General features: G+C 58.3%; 16 protein-coding genes. 6 read left to right on the forward strand and 10 right to left on the reverse strand.

Annotation, left to right across the window (positions count from 1 at the left end):
* Positions 1-45: 45 nt before the first annotated feature.
* From PMI18_RS04370 to PMI18_RS04360, 3 genes are all read right to left on the reverse strand, one after another.
* The gene (locus PMI18_RS04370; RefSeq protein WP_007905994.1) at positions 46-3,132 is read right to left on the reverse strand and encodes an efflux RND transporter permease subunit; all 3,087 of its coding nucleotides are present in this window, start codon (positions 3,130-3,132) and stop codon (positions 46-48) included.
* Positions 3,129-4,250 carry an efflux RND transporter periplasmic adaptor subunit gene (locus PMI18_RS04365; RefSeq protein ID WP_007905995.1) on the reverse strand — a complete coding sequence of 374 codons (1,122 nt, stop codon included), beginning with the start codon at positions 4,248-4,250 and terminating at the stop codon, positions 3,129-3,131. Before PMI18_RS04365 ends, PMI18_RS04370 begins: the two co-directional genes overlap by 4 nt.
* Before the next feature lie 179 nt (positions 4,251-4,429).
* Entirely contained in the window at positions 4,430-5,050 is a 621-nt protein-coding gene (locus tag PMI18_RS04360) for a TetR/AcrR family transcriptional regulator (RefSeq protein ID WP_007905997.1), read from the reverse strand.
* 87 nt (positions 5,051-5,137) lie between these two features.
* Between PMI18_RS04360 and PMI18_RS04355 the strand changes: the two genes are divergently transcribed.
* Complete coding sequence (locus PMI18_RS04355) at positions 5,138-6,655, forward strand: efflux transporter outer membrane subunit (RefSeq protein WP_007906000.1); 1,518 nt, start codon at positions 5,138-5,140, stop codon at positions 6,653-6,655.
* 152 nt (positions 6,656-6,807) lie between these two features.
* Here the strand turns inward: PMI18_RS04355 and PMI18_RS04350 are convergent, their stop codons facing one another.
* Positions 6,808-8,325 (reverse strand): nucleobase:cation symporter-2 family protein, encoded by a 1,518-nt coding sequence (locus tag PMI18_RS04350; RefSeq protein ID WP_007906002.1) that lies wholly within the window; start codon positions 8,323-8,325, stop codon positions 6,808-6,810.
* A gap of 254 nt (positions 8,326-8,579) precedes the next feature.
* On the opposite strand from PMI18_RS04350, the gene PMI18_RS04345 reads away from it, so the two are divergent.
* Both PMI18_RS04345 and PMI18_RS04340 read left to right on the forward strand, forming a co-directional pair.
* Positions 8,580-8,861, forward strand: coding sequence for a BrnT family toxin (locus PMI18_RS04345; protein ID WP_007906004.1), 282 nt, complete (start codon positions 8,580-8,582; stop codon positions 8,859-8,861).
* A gap of 3 nt (positions 8,862-8,864) precedes the next feature.
* Entirely contained in the window at positions 8,865-9,209 is a 345-nt protein-coding gene (locus tag PMI18_RS04340) for a BrnA antitoxin family protein (protein ID WP_007906007.1), read from the forward strand.
* 80 nt (positions 9,210-9,289) lie between these two features.
* Here PMI18_RS04340 and PMI18_RS04335 read toward each other — a convergent pair whose 3' ends face one another.
* From PMI18_RS04335 to PMI18_RS04325, 3 genes are all read right to left on the reverse strand, one after another.
* Positions 9,290-10,129: an arylamine N-acetyltransferase family protein gene (locus PMI18_RS04335; protein WP_007906010.1), complete on the reverse strand. Its 840-nt coding sequence runs from the start codon at positions 10,127-10,129 to the stop codon at positions 9,290-9,292.
* A gap of 113 nt (positions 10,130-10,242) precedes the next feature.
* Positions 10,243-11,037, reverse strand: a complete 795-nt coding sequence (xth, locus tag PMI18_RS04330; protein WP_007906011.1) for an exodeoxyribonuclease III — start codon at positions 11,035-11,037, stop codon at positions 10,243-10,245.
* A gap of 99 nt (positions 11,038-11,136) precedes the next feature.
* Positions 11,137-13,707, reverse strand: a complete 2,571-nt coding sequence (locus tag PMI18_RS04325; protein WP_007906013.1) for a bifunctional diguanylate cyclase/phosphodiesterase — start codon at positions 13,705-13,707, stop codon at positions 11,137-11,139.
* A gap of 235 nt (positions 13,708-13,942) precedes the next feature.
* Between PMI18_RS04325 and PMI18_RS04320 the strand changes: the two genes are divergently transcribed.
* The gene (locus PMI18_RS04320) at positions 13,943-14,536 is read left to right on the forward strand and encodes a GNAT family N-acetyltransferase (protein ID WP_007906023.1); all 594 of its coding nucleotides are present in this window, start codon (positions 13,943-13,945) and stop codon (positions 14,534-14,536) included.
* A 109-nt stretch (positions 14,537-14,645) separates the two neighbouring features.
* Here PMI18_RS04320 and PMI18_RS04315 read toward each other — a convergent pair whose 3' ends face one another.
* On the reverse strand, positions 14,646-16,217 hold the full coding sequence (locus PMI18_RS04315; RefSeq protein WP_007906036.1) for a sensor domain-containing diguanylate cyclase: 1,572 nt from the start codon (positions 16,215-16,217) through the stop codon (positions 14,646-14,648).
* A gap of 230 nt (positions 16,218-16,447) precedes the next feature.
* Between PMI18_RS04315 and PMI18_RS04310 the strand changes: the two genes are divergently transcribed.
* Entirely contained in the window at positions 16,448-17,092 is a 645-nt protein-coding gene (locus tag PMI18_RS04310; protein ID WP_007906038.1) for an HAD family hydrolase, read from the forward strand.
* 125 nt (positions 17,093-17,217) lie between these two features.
* On the opposite strand, the gene PMI18_RS04305 is transcribed toward PMI18_RS04310, so the two are convergent.
* Entirely contained in the window at positions 17,218-17,883 is a 666-nt protein-coding gene (locus PMI18_RS04305) for a ribonuclease T2 (RefSeq protein WP_007906040.1), read from the reverse strand.
* Positions 17,884-18,027: 144 nt separating this feature from the next.
* Here PMI18_RS04305 and PMI18_RS04300 point away from each other — a divergent pair, with 144 nt between their 5' ends.
* Positions 18,028-18,510 (forward strand): hypothetical protein, encoded by a 483-nt coding sequence (locus tag PMI18_RS04300; protein ID WP_007906042.1) that lies wholly within the window; start codon positions 18,028-18,030, stop codon positions 18,508-18,510.
* Here the strand turns inward: PMI18_RS04300 and PMI18_RS04295 are convergent.
* Positions 18,507-20,258, reverse strand: coding sequence for a L,D-transpeptidase family protein (locus PMI18_RS04295; protein ID WP_007906044.1), 1,752 nt, complete (start codon positions 20,256-20,258; stop codon positions 18,507-18,509). The two genes, PMI18_RS04300 and PMI18_RS04295, sit on opposite strands and share 4 nt — an antisense overlap.
* Positions 20,259-20,300: the final 42 nt, after the last annotated feature.

The raw sequence follows: 20,300 nt of genomic DNA on the forward strand, positions 1-20,300 counted from the left end.
TATGGCGGGTTTTTTTCGTTTTGGCGTTTTGTCAGCACGCAGGTATCAAGCAACATGAGTGTTCGCTGCAAGCTCATACGCGGGCTCGGGCTTGATCTTGAACCAGAGGGCGTACATCGCTGGCAGGAACACCAGGGTCAGCACGGTGCCGGCAAACGTACCGCCAATCAGGGTGTAGGCCAGCGTTCCCCAGAACACCGAATGGGTCAGCGGAATGAACGCCAGCATTGCCGCCAACGCCGTGAGAATCACGGGCCTCGCGCGCTGCACAGTGGCTTCGACCACGGCGTTGTAAGGCGACAGGCCGGCTTGCTCATTGGAGTGAATCTGCCCGATGAGGATCAGCGTGTTGCGCATCAGAATCCCTGACAAGGCAATCAGTCCCACCAAGGCGTTGATCCCGAAGGGTTGCTGGAACAGCAGCAGAATTGGCACCACACCAATCAGGCCCAAAGGCGCAGTAGCGAACACCATCATCATTGCCGACATCGAGCGCACCTGAATAATAATGGTCAGCAACATCAGCGCGATCATGATCGGGAACAACGGTAGCAATGCCTTGTTCGCTTTACCCGACTCCTCGATCGAGCCGGCAAACTCAATCCGGTAGCCCGCCGGCAGTTTTTCGATGATGGGCTGCAACTGCGTTATCAAGGCGTTGGAGACATCGGGAGGCTGAAGACCTTCAGCCACGTCACCACGCACAGTTATCGTCGGCGTACGATCACGACGTCGCAGAATGGGTTCCTCCATGCGCACATCCACCGCCCCTACCTGGGACAGCGACACGCGCTGGCCTTGGGCGCCGGTCAGCGTGAAGGCGGCAATTTTCGATGGATCCAGACGCGTCTCCCCAGCGGAGCGAGCGACCACCTGAACCGAACGAATGTCCTCACGCACCTCGGTGACAGGCACCCCCGTGAGCAGAAATTGCAGCTGTTGCGCGACATCGGTCGAGGTCAAGCCGAATGCTTGCAGGCGATCCTGATCCTGCGTGAGATGAAGTGCCGGCGCGCGCTCGCCCAAATCGGTGTTGACGGTCCTCATCATGGGGCTGGCGGTCATGACCTCACGCACCTGCGCGGCGATATCCCGCAACACTGCGGGGTCGGCGCCCATCACCCGAAAGGCCACCGGATACGGTGAATAAGGACCAAATACCAACTGCGTCACCCGCACCCGGGCTTCAGGCGCCAAGCCATCGGCTACGGCTTGCCTGAGGCGGAGCTTGAGCGCCTCGCGCTCTTGCTGACTCGTGGTCAGGACGACGATTTTTGCGAAGGATGGATCGGGTAGCTCAGGGGCCATCGCCAAATAGAAGCGCGGTGCGCCCTGGCCAATGTAAGCGGTGACGATCCTGGCTTCCGACTGCAGAGCCAACCACGCCTCGACCTTGGCCGCGGCCACATCAGTCTGCTCTATAGAGGTGCCGTAAGGCATCTGCACCTCAACCAGCACCTCAGGTCGGTCGGACGTTGGAAAGAACTGCTTCTTGACCACGCCCATGCCCAGAATCGCAACAACAAACAAGCCAACGACGGATGCAGCCACCAGGCCTTTGCGGCGGATCACACTGCCCAGCAGGCGCCTGAAACGCTGGTAGTTCGGTGTACCGTAAATCGCCGTATGCCCGCCTTCAGGCACCTTGATCTGCGGCAGCAGTTTGACGCCCAGGTAAGGGGTAAACACCACGGCCACCACCCAGGAAGTGATCAGCGCAATGCCAACGATCCAGAACATGTTCGCGGTGTATTCACCTGCGGTCGACTTGGCAAAACCGTTGGGCATAAAGCCGATCGCCGTCACCAATGTCCCCGACAACATCGGCGCGGCCGTGTGGCTCCAGGCATAAGCGGAGGCCTTGATTCGGTCGTAGCCCTCCTCCATCTTCACCACCATCATTTCAATGGCAATGATTGCATCGTCCACCAGCAGCCCCAATGCCAGAATCAACGAACCCAGGGTAATTCGATCGAAGTCTTTGCCCGTGGCCGCCATGACAATGAACACGGCCGCCAGGGTCAGCGGCACCGCCGCGGCAACCACAACGCCGACACGCCAGCCCATGCTGAGGAAACACACCAGCAGCACCACGCCCAGGGCAGCAAAAAACTTCACCATGAACTCGTTGACGGATGCGCCAATATTCACCGCCTGATCCGTGACCTTGGTCAGGCTCATGCCCAAAGGCATCTGCTCGTTGATCGCTGTTGCCTCGGCCTCCAGCGACTTCCCCAGATCCAGACCGTTCCAGCCATCGCGCATAACCACGCCGAGCAACAATGCGGGCTCGCCATTGTTGCGTACCAGGAACGTCGCAGGGTCCTCATAGCCGCGCTTGACCTCAGCCACATCGGACAACTTGAGGGTTCTGCCCTGCACCGTCAGTGGGGTATTACGAATCTTCTGCAGGTCATCAAACGCGCCATCCAGGCGGATGAAAACCTGTGGGCCCTTAGCTTCAACCGAGCCGGCCGGCGTTATCATGTTCTGCGTGTTCAACGCACTGAAGATGTCTCGTGCGGAAATGCCCAATGTCGCCAGACGCTCGTAGGACAGCTCGACAAAAATGCGCTCGGCCTGTTCACCGATGATGTTGACCTTCTTCACACCCGCCACATGCAGCAGACGCTGGCGCAAGCTCTCGGCTTCGCGCACCAACAGACGTTGCGGCTCGCCCTTGGCCTTGAGCGCATAGAGCGCGAAGGTGACATCGGAATACTCATCATTGACCATCGGGCCGATCACCCCTGACGGCAACCCCTTCTGCTCATCCAGGATTTTCTTGCGCGCCTGGTAAAACTCCTCCTGGACGGCTGAGGGCGGCGTGCTATCAAGCAGATAAACCGTGGTGAATGCCAAGCCGGGCCGGGTAAAGGTCTCGGTCCGGTCGTACCAACGCAGTTCCTGCATGCGTTTTTCCAGCTTTTCTACCACCTGGTCTTGCATCTCCTGGGCCGTCGCCCCAGGCCAGGCGGTGACCACCGTCATTTGTTTAATGGTGAATGCGGGGTCTTCCGCACGCCCCAGTTTGAAGAAGGCGTACAACCCACCCACAGAAATCAGCAGGATCAAAAACAGGGTGATTGAGCGCTCGCGTACGGCCAGCGCCGAAAGATTGAAGCCGCTCATCGACTTACCTCAACCACTGAATTTTGCGGAGCATCGGCGAGTTCAGTCCTGACCTTCTCTCCCTCGCTCAGCAAGTGAGCACCCAATGCGACAACACGATCACCCACCTGCAGATCCCCCGTCACGCGCACGCTGGCCTCGTTATTCAGGCTGCGAACCTTGATCGGGCGCCATACCACATGCTCCGGCTCTCCCCCAACCACCCAGACACCCGGGCCTTTACCCCCGTCGTAGAGGGCCCCCATGGGCACCTGGAATTCCTTGGCATCAGCAACATCCGTGTCGGCGATAACCACTGAGATCGTCGAACCCAGGGTGGCGTTGGAGAGCGCCCCTTCCAGCACATAACGCGCTTCAAACGTTCGGGTCTGTCGGTCTGCAGAGTCGGACAGCTGACGTAAACGGGCGCTGCCTGCACGCTGGTTCTGCCCGTAGAGCTCAACCGTCGCCGCCGAGCCCAGCGCAGGACGTAGCGTCTCGGGTAACTGGATCACGGCCTCGCGCTGCCCTGAATGGGCAACGCGCACCACCATCTGTCCTGCGCCAACCACCTGACCCGGCTCCGCCAAGGTATCCACTACAACCCCATCAGCATCCGCCAGCAACGTCGAATAACCGGTCGCGTTTTTCGCCACATCAGCCTGAGCCCGGGCAGCGTTTAGCTGAGCCTTCGCCGAGTCGGCAGCCGCTTTGATCCCTGCGTAAGCTGAGGCAGATACCGCACCGACGGACACCAAATCACGGTAGCGAAGTTCATCATCGGAGGCCTGCCGGGCTCGGGCCATAGCGGCCAGCACCGCTTCCTGCTGCGCCCTGGCGGTCAGCGTCAGGTCGTTGGCATCGATGCGCATAAGTGGCTGCCCACGTTTGACACTCTGCCCAGCGTCCACCAAGCGCTCCAAGACTTTCCCAGGCACCCGAAAACCGAGATCGCTCTGAACTCGAGCCGCGACGATACCGGTGAATACCCGTGCCGCAGGCGCGGAGGGTTGAACCACGCCGATGCGCACCAAGGGCACTTGAAGGCGAGGATCGGCAGGCGTGGCCTCGTTGCAGGCCGCCAGGGCAAACGGCAACAAGGCAATGAAAATGAGTGACATGCGATGGCGCTGGATCATAAAGACCTCTCGGTAGCGGATGCACCATGCTTATTCATGTGACCAATTCTGTCAATAGTCACCACCGAGACGAATGAACATTCCCCAACTTGATCAGAGCAAGGCAGAGAGGCTTGATATCTGGTTTTTTCAGGCGCACACGCTGATACGGATGCGCAGCGCATCCGTCAGCGGACGGTTTAAGGCATCAGGCTGCGCAGAACAAGATTGGAGATAAGAGAAGGGGCTTCTTCAACAAAATCGAGGTTGTACTGCAATAGCAAAGGATTGATAAAGGGCCGCAGAGCAAGATGAATCGCCTCTACCGTCTCGTCCAGCGGTGTCTTGCGTTCAAACTCGCCGAGCTCTCGCCCCTCACGCACGATTTGCGACACGAAGCTCTTGATCTGAGCGTCATAGACTTGTGAGCTGGGCCAGCGCTCCGATGCGGCGAACGCTGCGATGTCATAGAGTTTACGGTCATTAAAGAACAGGCTCACACCTGTAGCGATTAAGGTTTTGACCAGGCGCCGAAAACGTTCAGTCGGCGAGATGCCGTCTACATTGATGGCCTGCTCAACTGCCGCAACGATCTCAGTCAGGCAATTTGTACAGATTGCTTCACCAATCGCCTGCTTGGATTCAAAGAATTTGTAGATGTAAGCCTTGGAAAAGCCGATGGCCTTGGCTAGGTCAGAAACCGTTGTTTTGCCATAACCGTACTGACTGAAATGCTCGTTAGCCGCCGCGACAATCTGGTCTCGAATGTCATGATCGACTGGGCCACGGGCGCTGGGCGAAGAAACTGATGGCTGATTCATGCGAGCAGCTTACTCATCCCAAAGGTGGTTGACAACTTGTGACCAAATTGTAATATCGTCACAAAACAACCCTTTCGCAGGTATCGCATGCACCCTCCTCCTCGTTTCGCCGTCTTACTGTGTTTGGGTATGGTTGCAGGTTGCGCAGTGGGCCCCGACTACTCAGAACCTAGTGTGGAATTGCCCGAGCATTTCTCGGCGCAAACGTCCAAGGCACGACAAGTGGGCGCCGCAAATGCCGATCTCTCCGCTTGGTGGAACGCATTTAATGACCCGATACTCAATCAGCTGATAAATCGAGCACTTGAACAGAACCTCGATTTAGCCCAGGCAAGCGCAAGGATCGAGCAGGCTCGCGCCGGTTTGGGCGCAGCTAACGCAGCTCTCCTGCCGTCGGCTACCGTCAACGGTCAAGCGGCCCGAGCCCGTCAGTCATTGGAGACTCCGTTGGGTCAAGTGCTGAATTCAGACCCTTCCTACAATCGCTACGGCAGTGCCTATGAGGCGAATTTGAATGCCGGTTGGGAGCTGGATGTGTTTGGCGGGCTGCGCCGAGGTAAAGAAGCCGCCTTCGCCGATTATCAGGCCTCACAAGCCGGGGCGATTGCCACACGCCTGGCAGTGGTCGCGCAGACAGCCGATCTTTACATCAGCCTCCGTGGCCTTCAAGCACGCCTGGAAATAGCCCGCCAGCAAGTAGACACACGACAACAACTGCTCACCACCATCGAACATCTCTACGCAAAAGGCCTGGCGGCTGAACTGCAGTTGAACCAGACCCAAGGCGCGCTGAATCAAGCGCAGGCCACCGTTCCGGTACTGCAAGCAGGTATTGATGCGGCAATGAATGCGCTGGATGTCATGTTGGGCAAGGCGCCCGGCACTTATAGCGCGCAGTTGACTAAGCCGGCGCCCATCCCTGATGTGCCAGGCCTCTCGGACATGGGGGCTCCGGCCGACCTGCTGCGTCGGCGTCCAGACTTGATCGTCGCTGAGCGCCGACTTGCGGCATCCAACGCACGCATCGGCGAAGCCATGTCCGAGTACTACCCCAAACTGTCTGTGGGGGCGCTGCTCGGCAGTGCTACCTCGGTATCCAGCACAAACCTGTTCAGCAACGGCGCCAGTCAGGCTTCGGCGGCACTGGGATTACGTTGGAGGCTGTTCGATTTTGGCCGCATCAACGCTCAAATTGATTTGGCGAAAGGCCAGGAAGCCGAAGCCTTAGCCGCTTACCGCCAGTCCGTTCTGCGGGCCTGCGAAGATGTGGAAAGCGCTTTTTCAGCGCTGATCAACCGCGAGCAACAATCGACACAACTCGCCCAGGGTGAGTCGGCGTATGCGAAAGCCCGAGCGACGTCGTTTGTCGCTTATGAAAAAGGCGTGGTCAGCCTGATCGAAGTGCTGGATGCCGATGAACACCTTTTAGCGGCATCTGATGGCAGAGCTCAGGCACAAACTGAATCGGCTCGCGCTGCAGTGGCCACGTTCAAAGCATTGGGCGGCGGTTGGCAGCGGGACGACTCAGATGCTCGCGTTATCTCAAAAAGAGCGGGAACTCGAATGTTTTTTCCTGATCCAGGGATATCGAAAGAACTCCAATAAAAAGATTCAGGGGCTTTTTTGTGCTCGCCATAAAGTCAAAAGATCGCAGCCTGCGGCAGCTCCTACGGAGATCGCATCTCACACGAATTCCCTTAGGAGCTGCCGCAGGCTGCGATCTTTTGATCTACCTGCCTTTTTACCGGGTACCGCCGTCAAACATGCTCACTGCTTTTCGCATGCGTCGCCCGCGGCTCGGCATGCCCATGCTCTGCCTCCACCACCGGAATCTCGTTCCCGTCGCAGTCACGCAGCTTACCTTCACTGAAGTAATCCCCTTCCCGCAATGCCGCCAGATCTTGATAACGCAACACGCGCTCAGTACCGGCCGCAAACACCGATTGTTGATCCGAGTTGCCGGCAGTGAGGTGGTTGAAGGTCAGGTTCAGCACGATGGCCATGATCGCCGAGGAGCTGATGCCCGAGTGGAAGATCGTCGCGAACCAGCTGGGGAAGTGGTCGTAGAAATTCGGTGCGGCGATGGGGATCATGCCGAAACCGATGGAGGTGGCGACGATGATCAGGTTGACGTTGTTGCGGTAGTCGACCTTGGACAGTGTCCGAATGCCGCTGGCCGCCACAGTGCCGAACAGCACGATGCCGGCGCCGCCGAGTACGGAGGTTGGCACGGCGGCGATAACCCGGCCCATGAAGGGCAGCAAACCGAGCACCACCAGGAACACACCGCCGGTGGCCACCACGAAACGGCTCTTGATCCCGGTGACCGCCACCAGCCCGACGTTCTGGGCGAAAGCACTCTGGGTGAAGGAGCCGAAGATAGGCGCGATCATGCTCGACAGCATGTCGGCGCGCAGGCCGTTGCCCAGGCGTTTGGAGTCGACTTTGGTGTCGATGATTTCACCGACGGCCAGAATGTCGGCTGAGGTTTCCACCAGGGTCACCATGATCACGATGCACATCGACAGAATCGCGGCGAAGTGGAAGGTCGGCATGCCGAAATGGAACGGTGCCGGGAAACCGAACATCGGGCCTTGGGTGACGGACGAGAAATCCGCCATGCCGAGGAACACGGCGATGACTGTGCCGATGACCATGGCCAAGAGGATCGACAAACGGGAGATAGTTGCACTGCCGATCTTGCTCAGTAGCAGCACCAGCACCAGTGTCACCGCCGCCAGACCGATGTTTGCCATGCTGCCGAAGTCCGGGGCATGGCTGTTGCCGCCCATGGCCCAGCGTGCGGCCACCGGCATCAGCGTCAGGCCGATAGTTGTGATCACAATGCCCGTCACCAGCGGCGGAAAGAACTTGGTGATTCGCGAGAACACCGGCGTGATCAGCAAGCCGATCAGCGACGCGGCAATCACCGCCCCGAGAATCGACTGAAAGCCACCCTCCCCACCACTGCTGACAATCGCCACCATGGTCGCAACACCGGAGAACGACACGCCCTGTACCAGCGGCAACTGACAACCGAAAAACGGCAAACCCAGGGTTTGCAGCAACGTCGCCAGCCCCCCTGCAAACAATGAAGCAGCAATCAACAAACCGATGTCCGCCGGCGAAAGCCCGGCCGCCTGGCCGATGATCAAAGGCACCGCGACGATACCGCCATACATGGTCAGAACGTGTTGCAGGCCGTAAGCCATATTCGCGCCGATCCCGAGATTCTCATCCTCAGGCCGTTGTTGTGAAACATGGGGCGTTTTCATGGTTGGGGGGTTCCCTGGTTTTTGTTGTGCGCACACTGTATGCAATAGTAAGGACAAATGTCCATAGAGTTGTATACAACTAACCAGTCAGATTATGGACATGTGTCCATGCCGCCCTTTTTGCCCATGGCGCCTCCTACCTAAAACTCTTGCAATACATCCCACCTCCCCTTTCCCATCTCACCGCTAATCTTTTGCTTTCCAAGCGACCGCCGGCAGGGCCGCCTCTCGCTTATACATATAAAGTATGCATAATGAAGCCATTCGAAATTCAGTATCACAAGGCAAAGAACGCGGCCAACAAACTGAAGCATCAAGGCATCAGCCTCGCAGAGACAGAACCCGTGTTTTATGACGAACGAGCCCTGACGCTTCAGGACAACCACCACGATGAGCAACGCTGGATCATCATGGGGCTGGATGCCAAAGGTCGACTGCTGGTCGTTGCATACACCTACCGCGACCCGAATTTCGTGCGAATCATTTCCGCGCGCATCGCCACCAAAAACGAGCGGCGCCACTATACGGAGGCTTGACCGATGAAAGATGAATACGACTTCAGCAACGCCAAGCGTGGAGCGATTGCCTCCAGCAAGGGCAAGACCCGAATCACCATCATGCTCGATGATGTCGTCATAGAGACCGCGCGCGAGCTGGCAGAAAGCGAGGGGTATGGCTATCAGACGGTGATCAACAACACCTTGCGCCAGGCATTGCTAAGCGATAAAGGCAAAGCGGCGAAGCCCGATCAGAACACTGCCGGTGCAAATGTCGGGCATTTGAAAAAAGGCATCACCGCCTCCGAACTGAAAAGCCTGGAGAAAAAATTGTCAGAAGCCCTTAGCGAAATCCATCACGTGATGGAGCTTGAAGTTCGTTCCTAGGCACAAAACCAAAACACCCACGCCTGGTCGAGCAAAGGAAAAAGGGGCGAATTGATCAAATCCGCCCCTTTGCGTGGAGCTCAATTTGCCTGCGACACAGGCTCAATCAACCGCTCCAGCACCCGCTTCAACACTTCCTGCGCTGGCACTCGAATCCCGAATTCACTTTCCAGTAACCCGATCAACTCATCCACATCCGCCACCTGCCGCCGTTCGCTGTCGCTGCCCATGCGATGAATGGCAAAGCTGCCGTTGTTCAATGTGCGTCGCCATCCCTCCCCCGTCCGCGCCACCATCAGTTGTTTGACGAAGGATGATTCGGGATGGGTCGAGACGTACCAGTTGCCGAGGGTGTAATCGATGTCTTCCTGACGTTGCAGGTCGAAGATGTATATCGCCCGCCATTCACCACCGACGTTGGCGCGCAGGGTGTAGCCGTCGGCATGCGGTTCAATGCGATAGGGTTCGTGGGGGGTGAGCTGCTCAACTTCGGTATCCAGCATCAGCGGTGCGGTGGGCACCACGCCGCCGAAGCCGACGTCAGTGATGTAGCGTACGCCGTCGAGGGTCACCAGGCTCAAGCGGTGAGTGCGGGCGGTCCATGCGCCTTCGGGCTGGCCCATGACCACGCGACCGGTGATCCCACGTGCGTCGAAACCCAATGTCTGAAGCAAGGCCAGGAACAGGTTGTTGAGTTCGTAGCAGTAACCACCGCGACCGTCGTGCAGGACTTTCTGCTCGATGGACGGCAGATCGATGAGCACAGGTTCACCCATTAAAGTGGTGAGGTTTTCAAACGGGAAGGCACCGGTGTGGCGCAGCTGCAGTTGGCGCAGGGTTTCCAGGGTTGGCGCCGGGGGCGCATCGAAGCCCAGGCGTTGCAGGTACAGCGCAAAATTCGTCAGTCGTGTCTCGCTCATCGCTCAATCCTTTATGCAGAGGTCCGCGGATCGCTCCGCCGATGGGCGCCATGTATAAGGGATAACGCGGTCGGACTGACAATTGATTTAGACAATCGCCGCACACACCAAGTCTATCGCCGCTTGCGCGAACCCAATCGAATCCATGTCGGTGCATGATCGCTGGCATGAGGTTCGTTGCGAACCCAGGCATCGACGCCCGCCTCTTGCAGGTAAGGGCTCAGTGCCGGGTTGAGCAGCAGATGATCGATGCGCAACCCCGAGTTTTTCTGCCAGTGCTGCCGGAAATAATCCCAGAAGGTGTAGATCCGCTCCTCTGGATACAGATGACGCAGGGAGTCGGTCCAGCCCTGATCCAGCAACCGCTGATAACACGCGCGACTCTCGGGTTGCAGCAGCGCATCCTTGAGCCAGGAACGCGGGTTGTAAATATCCAGATCGGTGGGCACCACGTTGTAGTCACCGGCCAGCACCACCGGATGGTCGCTGCTCTGGAGGTCCTTGGCGTGTGAGATCAGCCGCTCGAACCACGCCAGTTTGTAATCGAACTTCGGCCCCGGCTGAGGGTTGCCATTGGGCAGGTACAGACAACCCACCAGAACCCCGTGCACAGCAGCCTCGATGTAGCGGCTATGGGTATCGCTGTCATCACCCGGCAAACCGCGCCGGCTCTCCAACGGCTGCGCATCGCGCGCCAGAATCGCCACCCCGTTCCACGACACCTGGCCGTGCCAGACGGCGCCATACCCGGCCGCCTCCAGTTCGGCGACGGGGAACGCGCCGTCCACCGATTTGAGTTCTTGCAAACAGGCGATGTCAGGCTGCTCTCGCGCAAGCCAAGCCAGTAGATTCGGCAAGCGGGCGCGCATGCCGTTGACGTTGAAGGTGGCGATTTTCAGGTTCTTCATGATCCGACGCGCTCAACGGATGGGGCGGTATCCAGTTGTGACCGGGGTGCGCCACGGCAGTTGCCGCGGCGAGCGAAACAGGCGACTAAAGGCGCGAGCTTACAGCGGGTGATCATCCCATGATGCCTTGAGCAACGGCAGCAGCGCATGCCTGTCCACCGGCCGACTGAGGTAGAACCCCTGCACTTCATGGCATTGGTCCGAGATCAGGAAGTCCAGTTGTTCCAGCGTCTCGACGCCCTCTGCGGTGACAGTCAGGCCCATGGCCTTGCCCAGGTTGATGATCGCCTGCACCACGGCGCGGTCATTGCTGCCGTTGCTCATGGACGCAATGAAGCGCTTGTCGATCTTGATCCCGTCAAACGGATACATACGCAGATAACCCAGCGAAGAATAACCGGTGCCGAAGTCGTCCATGTTCAGCCGTACGCCCAACTCCTTGAGCGCATTCATGGTCGCCAGAGCGCCATCGACGTCGATGAGCATCACGTTTTCCGTGATCTCCAGTTCCAGTCGACTGGCAGGCAAGCGGCTCTGGATCAACGCCTCCCGGACGTCCTCGATCACATCGCTACGGGCAAATTGCACCGGCGACAGGTTGACCGAGACCATCATCGCACCGGGCCAGGTCAAGGCCGTCTCGCACGCCTCGCGCAACACCCAGCGCCCTAATGGCACGATCAGATCGGTCTGCTCGGCCAATGGAATAAACGCGTCGGGGTTCAACAAGCCTTGCACCGGATGTTGCCAGCGCAGCAGCGCTTCGACCGAGACGATCTGCTTGCCATCGACGTGATAACGCGGCTGGTAATGCATCACGAATTCGTTGTTCTTGATCGCCTGACGCAGGTCGCTTTCCAGTTGTCGGCGGTGCTGGATCTGATCGTTCATGTGCGGCGCAAAGTAGCACCAGGTCTTCTTGCCATTGGACTTGGCCTGATACAACGCGATATCGGCACAGCGAATCAGCTCCTCCGGAACGTGCCCCTGGCGCCGACTCAAGGCGATACCGATGCTCGCGCCGATGTGCAGCGTGTGATGGTCGTAATGAATCGGCTGATGCAGGCTGTCGAGCAAGCGCTCGCAAAAACGGTCGATTTCCCCGTGGCTGTCCATGCCGTGGAGCACCAGCACGAACTCGTCGCCACCCAATCGAGCAACCAGATCGATGTCCCGCGTGCACTCGCGCAAACGGATCGCCACTTCCAGCAATACCGCATCGCCGGCCGGATGGCCGAGGGAATCGTTGATCGGCTTGAAGTTATCCAGATCGATCATCAACAGCGTCAACGCCGCCGATTGCTCTTTGAGTGCCAGCGCGTCTTCGAGGTAGCGCGCCAGTTTGTTGCGGTTCGGCAAGCCAGTCAGCGCGTCGTGCATCGACAGATGCTGGATCTGCGCATGGGCGGCGACTTCATCAGTGATGTCGCTGGCCGTCCCGCGAAAACCCAATAGCGCGCCCTTGCGCTGAATCGGTCGTGCCGACACCCGACACACCCGTTGTTGCCCCGATTGATCACGGTAGGAACAGCGCAAGTGGCTGACGGCTTGCTCTTCATCAAGTTTGTTCAGCCACAGTGACAAGGGCGTTGTATCGCAGCTGAGCAGTTGCCCGATGTTCTGCCCCAGCCATTGCTGATCGGAGAATCCGGTGACGGTGCCGAAGCGTCCCGACAGATACGTGAGGCAATGCTGGTCGTCGATTTCCCAGATCCAGTCGGACGCCGCTTCGGCCACCGCACGAAAACGTTCTTCACTGGCCTCCAGCGCCTGATTCGACAAATCGAGGCTGGTGTAACTGGCATCCACATGCCCGGACGTGCGCAGGACATATCGAAAGAAATAAGCGGTCAACAACGCCAGAATCAACAGCGCCCCGCCCAATGGCGGCAGCAGCGACCAGAGCAATTGGTGACCCGGCCGCTCAAGCCGGGAGACCAGGCTGTAACCGGTGCCGGTCAGAGCGACAGCTGGCTGACCGGGAACAATGCCGTCGTCGGCCGTCAGGCTCAAATCACTCAACCCGTAATCGGCACTCAAGGTATTGAGTTTTTCAGGGTTCAATTGATCGACATATATCAGCACTGAGGTGCTTTTGGGATCGACTGCCGGGCGTTCGTCATTGGGCACGATCGCGGCGGCCGTCAGCAGCGCCGGTTTGCCCTCGAACAAGGTGTACCGGCTGACAGGCTCGATGAGGCTCTCTTGGCTCTGAACCTCCTCTGTGAGACTCGCCATCGAGGTCGACAGATAGGCCGTGGCTTCGCCCTGCACCTGAAGCCCACGCACTATGGCGTATTTGGTTCGCTGACCATCGATCACGAAAACGCCATCGTAGTGATCGATCGTGAACAGCGTTTTACCCACGTTCTGATCGACGTAGGCCCACTGCACATCGACCTCACCGTTCAGGTGGTCGTAGGCGGTCGTCCAGTTGGCGTAACTGGCAATGTAGTTTTTCGAGGCGGTAATGCGGTTCTCAAGTGCGCGTTGCGTGTAGAACGTGGTTTTGCTCAGATCCTGAGCATCGAGCCGTCCGGCAATACTGAACAAGGCAATCAGTGCAATCAGCACCCCAACCAGAAACAGCAGGCCGATGACGAACATCAGGTTGCGGGTAATCGGTGTATGACGCGCAGGTGCAGCGGTGGTAACGGCAGTCAAATCCATGCACTTGTTCCTGTCAATCGATCGCCTTATCGGGTGAGGCCGGCGGGGTCTGGTCTGTCGTCATGACAGCCAGGCTCTCCACTGACCATAGCAGCCCTGCCCGGTCACCGCCCCTGAATAACGCAAGTCATTGCCGCACTTGAAAAACAGAACACATCGCTATTGCCAATCGATGGACGCTGGCCTGTAATAGCACGCCTCACCCGCGCCTCTTTTCATGCAGAGAATGCCTGTCATGGACACACTGGAAGGTCAAAGAGTCAGCCTGCGCCCTTTGCAATTCAGCGATGCCGCCACGCTGGTCAATGCTGCGCGGGATGGCGAGTTATGGAACCTGACGGTCACCGTAGTGCCCTCCTCGACCACCGTCGACAGCTACCTCAAAAAAGCCCTCGACGGCCGCTTTGCCGGTACCGTCCTGCCCTTTGTCATCGTGCTCAAGGATACCGGCGAAGTCATCGGCTCGACACGTTTCTGGAAAGTCGACCGGCTCAACCGCAAACTCGAAATCGGCAGCACCTGGATCTCGGCCAGTTGGCAGAAAACCTTCGTCAATACAGAAACCAAATACCTGATGCTGCGCTACGCCTTCGACGTGCTGGACTGCGTGCGGGTGCAATTCACCACCGACGAAAACAACCAGAAGTCACGCAACGCGATTCTCAGGCTGGGTGCGCAACAGGAAGGCATCGTGCGCCACGAACGGATCATGCCAGATGGACGCAAGCGTAACTCGGTACGGTTCAGCATCATTGATGACGAATGGCCGAAGGTGCGAGAGAGTCTCGAACAGAAGCTGACGGGTTATGGTCTTCGATGCAATCCATGACACCAATATCGGACCTGTAGGAGCCAGGCTTGCCGGCGAAGGCGTCCTTGAGAACGCCTTCGCCGGCAAGCCTGGCTCCTACGAAAAGCGGTTTATTCGGAGGAAAATTTCAGCGATCCGAGCGCATCAGCGCTTCGACGCCGCCTTCCATGGACAATACCGCCGAACGATTTCGCCCCGAATGCTTGGCCTGGTACAACGCCGCATCCGCGCGCTTGATCAACATTTCGGTACTGTCGTGCCCTGTCGGCACAAACGAATAACAGCCAAGGCTGACCGTCACGTAGCCCGTGGGTGAGCCGCTGTGGATGATGTTTTTGTCCATGACGCTTCGGCGGATCTGCTCGGCGATCGTCAGTGCACCATGAATATCGGTGTCCGGCAGCAACACCGCGAACTCTTCACCGCCGTAACGCACCGCCAGATCGGCGTTGCGGTGACAGCAACTCTTCAGTGCCCGCGCCACTTCGGCCAGGCAATGGTCCCCCGCCACATGACCGTAGGTGTCGTTATAGCGCTTGAAATAATCGATATCGAGCATGATCAGGCTCAGCGGACTCGACCGCCGGGCGCCGCGCCCGAACTCGATCTCCAGCGCCCGCTCGAACAATCGACGGTTGGCCAACCCGGTCAGGCTATCGTGGGTGGCGATCAATTCCAGGGTTTTCTGCGCCTCGCGCAAATCCGCCTCGATGCGCTCGCCCGCGCGCACCTGATGAATGAACACCCAACCGAACAACCCCACGCCGAGGACGACCAGAGCGACGATCACACTGGATTGAATCGCCGTGTCGTACCAGTCCTTGAAGATCGCGTCTTCGGAAGATGCCGCCGCGACCACCACTGGATAGGCATCGAGCTGACGATAGCCATACAACCGGACGATGCCATCCACCACCGAGCCGATCATGGCGTTGCCCGATGTCGCACTGGGCAAGAGTGTTTGAAAAATCTCGCCCTGAGCCAATGACGTGCCGATCTGCGACTCCACAAACGGCCGTCGCGCCAGCAGCGTTCCATCGGTCAACGCCAAAAACATCGCACCGTTGTTATCGAGGCTGAAGCTTTTGAAGAACTGATCGAAGTACGACATTTTGATCCCGGCCAGCAACACACCCTGGAAATTTCCGTCCTGGTCGTTTACCCGTCTGGACACCGGAATGATCCATTCGCCATTTTCCCGACTGCGAATCGCCGGGCCGATGTGTGCCAGGGACGACGCGTTTTGCTGGTGAAACCTGAAGTATTCGCGGTCCGCCACATCTGGGCCACGGGGCAGGTTTTCGAACGACGTCACAACCCATTGCCCCTGCTTGTCGAACAAAAATATCCCATGCAATTGATGCAACGTTTGCACCCGCCGCGCGAAGGTTTTCTGCAAGCGTGGCGTCTGGGCAGCGTCGAAACCCTCTGCCTGAATCCAGTCCACCAGACTGGTCAGCACCAGATCGGCTTTCATGAACGTGTCTTCAGCCTGCTGCGCCATGGCCCGGGTCAGGTTCGACGAAGACACCTCGGCCAACGCCAGGTCGTGCCGACGCGACTGCTCCAGTTGCAGGTAAAGCAGCCCACAAAGGCACAGGCACACCGCCGCAATAAACAGCACCGCGGCTTTGAGCAGGGGCAGCCGCTTCAAGGCACCATCGGGCGCGTGGTGCGGATCGGGAATGGGGATAGGCAAAAGCGAGTCCTGAAAGGGTAAGGCATGGGCAGAGGCCCAAAACCCTTATTTTTTGTGAGCTTAGTCTACGGGGTTGTGCAGGGTAAATGCGCCTGACCTACAGAGATCGACTTCCCGACGAGTGAAATACGAAAACCGTCTCTGCTAGGATGAAAAACCTCAGGAGCCTGTCGAACGCTTCGATATCGGCTGCCGTCCATGCCCCGGCCGTTTACCCAAGGAGGAAAAACATGAGCGCTGCGTACTACCCTGCCACCATTGACACCGTTGTGTTCGATCTCGGCAATGTCCTTATCCGCTGGAACCCCAGAAATCTTTACCGAAAGCTGTTCGGTGAAGACCTGGAGGCCATGGAAACATTCCTGTCTGAGGTCTGCCACACCGCCTGGAACGAACAACAGGACCAAGGCAGAACTTGGCAGGAGGCGATTGAGGAAGCCATCGCCCGACATCCGTCCCAAGAGGCATTGATTCGCGCCTACCGCGAACGCTGGGAAGAAATGCTCGATGGTGCCATAGAAGAAACGGTGAACATCCTCGATGAACTGCATGCCAAAGGCGTGCGGTTATTGGCGCTGACCAACTGGTCTGCCGAAACCTTTCCGATTGCCCTTGAGCGCTTTGAGTTCTTGCAGCGATTCGAAGGCATCCTGGTGTCGGGTGCCGAGGGGATAATCAAGCCTTCGCCGGAGATTTTTCAGTTGCTGCTATCGCGGTTTGACGTTGATAGCCGCCGCGCAGTGTTCATCGATGATCATGCGCCGAATATTGCAGGAGCACGCCGGGAGGGATTTCATGCGGTTCAGTTCTTCAGCCCGGAACAATTGCGCGAGGAACTGGTGGCGCTTGGGTTGCCCGTACAGTCAGCGAGATGACACTGAACGGCTACATTCCATTGCGTAAACCGATTTTCGTAGGAGCCAGGCTTGCCGGCGAGGGCGCCCTTAAGGACGCCTTCGCCGGCAAGCCTGGCTCCTACTGGTCTGCAACAACCGATCCATCACCGCGAAGGCGGAACCCGAATATCCCCTGCCCGGCACTGTGTCTTTACACCCGACCCGCACGCGCCAAACCCCAGGTCCTTGTCCATGCACACCCGCACTTCCGACAGCTCAGGGCCATTGCAAATCACGGCAATGCCATTGGCCGGAATCCCGGGGTTGCTTTGGCGAAACATCTGCGCGATTTCCTGGGCTTCGAAGTAATACGAGCTGCTGAACGGTTGCAGCTTCTGCGGGATCTTGACCGCACCGAGCGCCTTGTCGGACGCGTCCAGGTAACCCATGGCGCCGAGGCCGCTGCACGTGCCGTGCTTGGCCCATTCGTGATCGAGCAGCTTCTGGGTCGGGAACAAGGTCAGGCCCTTGGCATTTTCCGCCGGTGACAAGGTCACCCTCGGCGGGCAGGACTCCGGCCAGCCGCCCTTGGCGTATTGCGGCCAGAGACCGTGAAGCACGAAGCCGTAGCCTTTACCGGAGCATTGCGCATCGTCTTTGTGGGTCAGGCAGAAGGTCGGCGACCAGGAGAGCGTCAGCAGGTAGTAATCGAACACCCCCGCGACCGATTCCGCCTGGACTTTACTGCTCTGGGTTTCGCGGGCGCTGCTCAGGCCGACGTTGCCGAAGGTCAGCGCGATCAACGCGACGATTGCGTAAAATTTCTTCATTACCCACTCCTTGGGATGATTGATTTGGCCGTAAAGGGCCGAAGAATGGTTTTGTCACGCGTGTGTTTCAATCGCATGACGCAAGGCAAAACCGCATGACCTTGAAGGAGCTACGATTAACTGACATCACGACAGGATATCGAAATGAGTAAAGCAGACGAGCTCGCCGAGAAGCTGAAACAATCCCGGCAAACCAGTGCCGACGCGACCATCGCCGATCAGGCCATCGACAGCTGGCCCGCCCAGGTCTATGAGCTGTATCACCAGATTGAAGCCTGGCTGCAGCCACTGATCGAGGTGGGTCTGAAACTGCGACGCAACTCCACGCACGTGTTCGAGAGTGCCCCAGACGGGGCAACCTACGATTACGCCATCGACCAACTGCTGATCGACGGTAACCACCACAGCATCACCTTCGACCCTGTCGCCCGCTTCACCACCGACGGTGCCGGGCGAGTCGAAATCCACTCGACAGACAAGGAACTCGCCCTGTTGCGAACCGTGGACGAACACGGCGAGACGCATTGGTGGCTTCAGGCGATCGAACAGTCCGGACAACAACCGGATGCGATCGCACTGACGGAACACAACCTGCTCCTGGCGGTGCAAGAGGGGCTGGGGCTTTAAAGCTTGTTCTGCCCCACCGCCATCGAGGGAGGCGCCGCTCGCCTCCCGTCCAGTGTTGGCCGTTCCGAAGGCAGATTCAGTGCCCGCAACACCGGCTTATCGTACCCATACACATCGGGCTTGAACGTCACTCGCCCGTCAAGACTCAGGTCCACCGTCCAGTAGGCCAACAGCACCGGCACTTTCACGGGGAGCCTGATGTTCTCTGTCTTGCCGTTGGCTAACTGCTTTTGAATCCCTGCACTGTTCCAGCGAACCGGGTCGTTGAACAACAACTCCACCAATTGCAGCGGGTTTTCTACCCGAATACAGCCAGAACTGGTCGCGCGATTGGATTGCGCAAACAACTCGCGATGCGGGGTGTCGTGCAGGTAAATCGCATAGTCATTGGGAAAGCGAATCACCACCTGCCCCAGCGAGTTATCCGCCCCTGCATCCTGACGCAGCGTAAGGCCGCGCGGGTTGTCCCAATCAACGGTCAGTGGATCGAGCACGTTGCCTTCTCGATCGATCACACGAATCCGGTTTGCATCAAGATAGCCAGGATTGTTGCGAATCTTCGGCAGCATATCCTTGACCAGAATGGTCGGCGGCACGGTCCAGGTCGGGTTGAACGTGATGTAAGTGATCTCGGATTGAAAAATCGGTGTGCTGCGATACGGTTTACCGACCTGCACCCGGGAGCGCCATATCAACTTGCCATCGCGATAGAACGAAACCTTGTACCCGGCGATGTCGACGATGACAAAGGTGCCCTGAAGTTTGTACAGCAGCCACCGCGCCCGCTCCATGTTCACGCGGACCTGGTCGATTCGCGACTCGACCGGCACGTTCAGCGCCGCGAGTGTCGCCGGCCCCGCCACACCATCCGCCCCAAGGTATTGCTCGGCCTGATACTTCTTCACCGCCGCCATGACGGAGTCGTCGTAGTCGGAGCGCGCGTTCATTTTCGCGCTTAGGTAACCACCCGCCACCAAACGGGCTCGCAACTGCGCAACCGAGGCGTCGTCCATGCCAGGCCTGAGGGTCTGCCCTCCCGGGACCTTTGGCCAACCACCACTGTCGCGAACCCTGCGCAATTGCGCCAAGCCCTGTCGCAACGTGCCATAAACCGCTTCTTGTGGCGGCGCTTGGGCGAACGCGCGCGCGACGTCATGGCTGTCGAGGGCAGCGAAGAAAAGATTGACGTCCTCCCGAGGGTCGATGCCGACCGGGTCGAAATTCCAATGGATGTCCAGCCGCGAAGGGTCGACCTTGCCGCGCCGCAACTGCAGCAGCGCTGTGATAAACGTCTGGGTCGCCGAGATATCAAAAGCCGCCCGTTGCCCGGGTGTTGGTGCAGTGGTCTGCATCGAGTTTCTGGCCGTGACCAGTTCGGCAATTCGAAAATCCTCGGGGTCCAGGCCATCGACCACGGTGTCGCTCAGGCTTTTCAATAACTGGACGACATCGTCATCGTCCGTCCAGGCGGCGCGATAGCCACGATGGCTATAAAAGTCCATCACCGCTCGATTGACGTCGACCCGTTGATGACCTGGTGACGTGAGCAACGGGGGAAACGCCGAACTCAATGGCGCCAGCGCCGCCTGAATAGCCTGACCGACATAATCGCCTGGCGCGGCATCCACGCCGACACTAACGGGAGATGGCGGCTCAATCGGCGAAGTTTCCGCAATTGCCATGCCGCTTATCAGAAAGCCCATAAAAAATATGCGGCTTATGACGAATAACCTTGTTAACTGCCCCATGGATAATCCTTAATCTCCCATTTTCAACCGGCTAGCGTCGTG

The organism is Pseudomonas sp. GM102 (assembly GCF_000282555.1).
In the GTDB taxonomy this organism is placed as follows: domain Bacteria; phylum Pseudomonadota; class Gammaproteobacteria; order Pseudomonadales; family Pseudomonadaceae; genus Aquipseudomonas.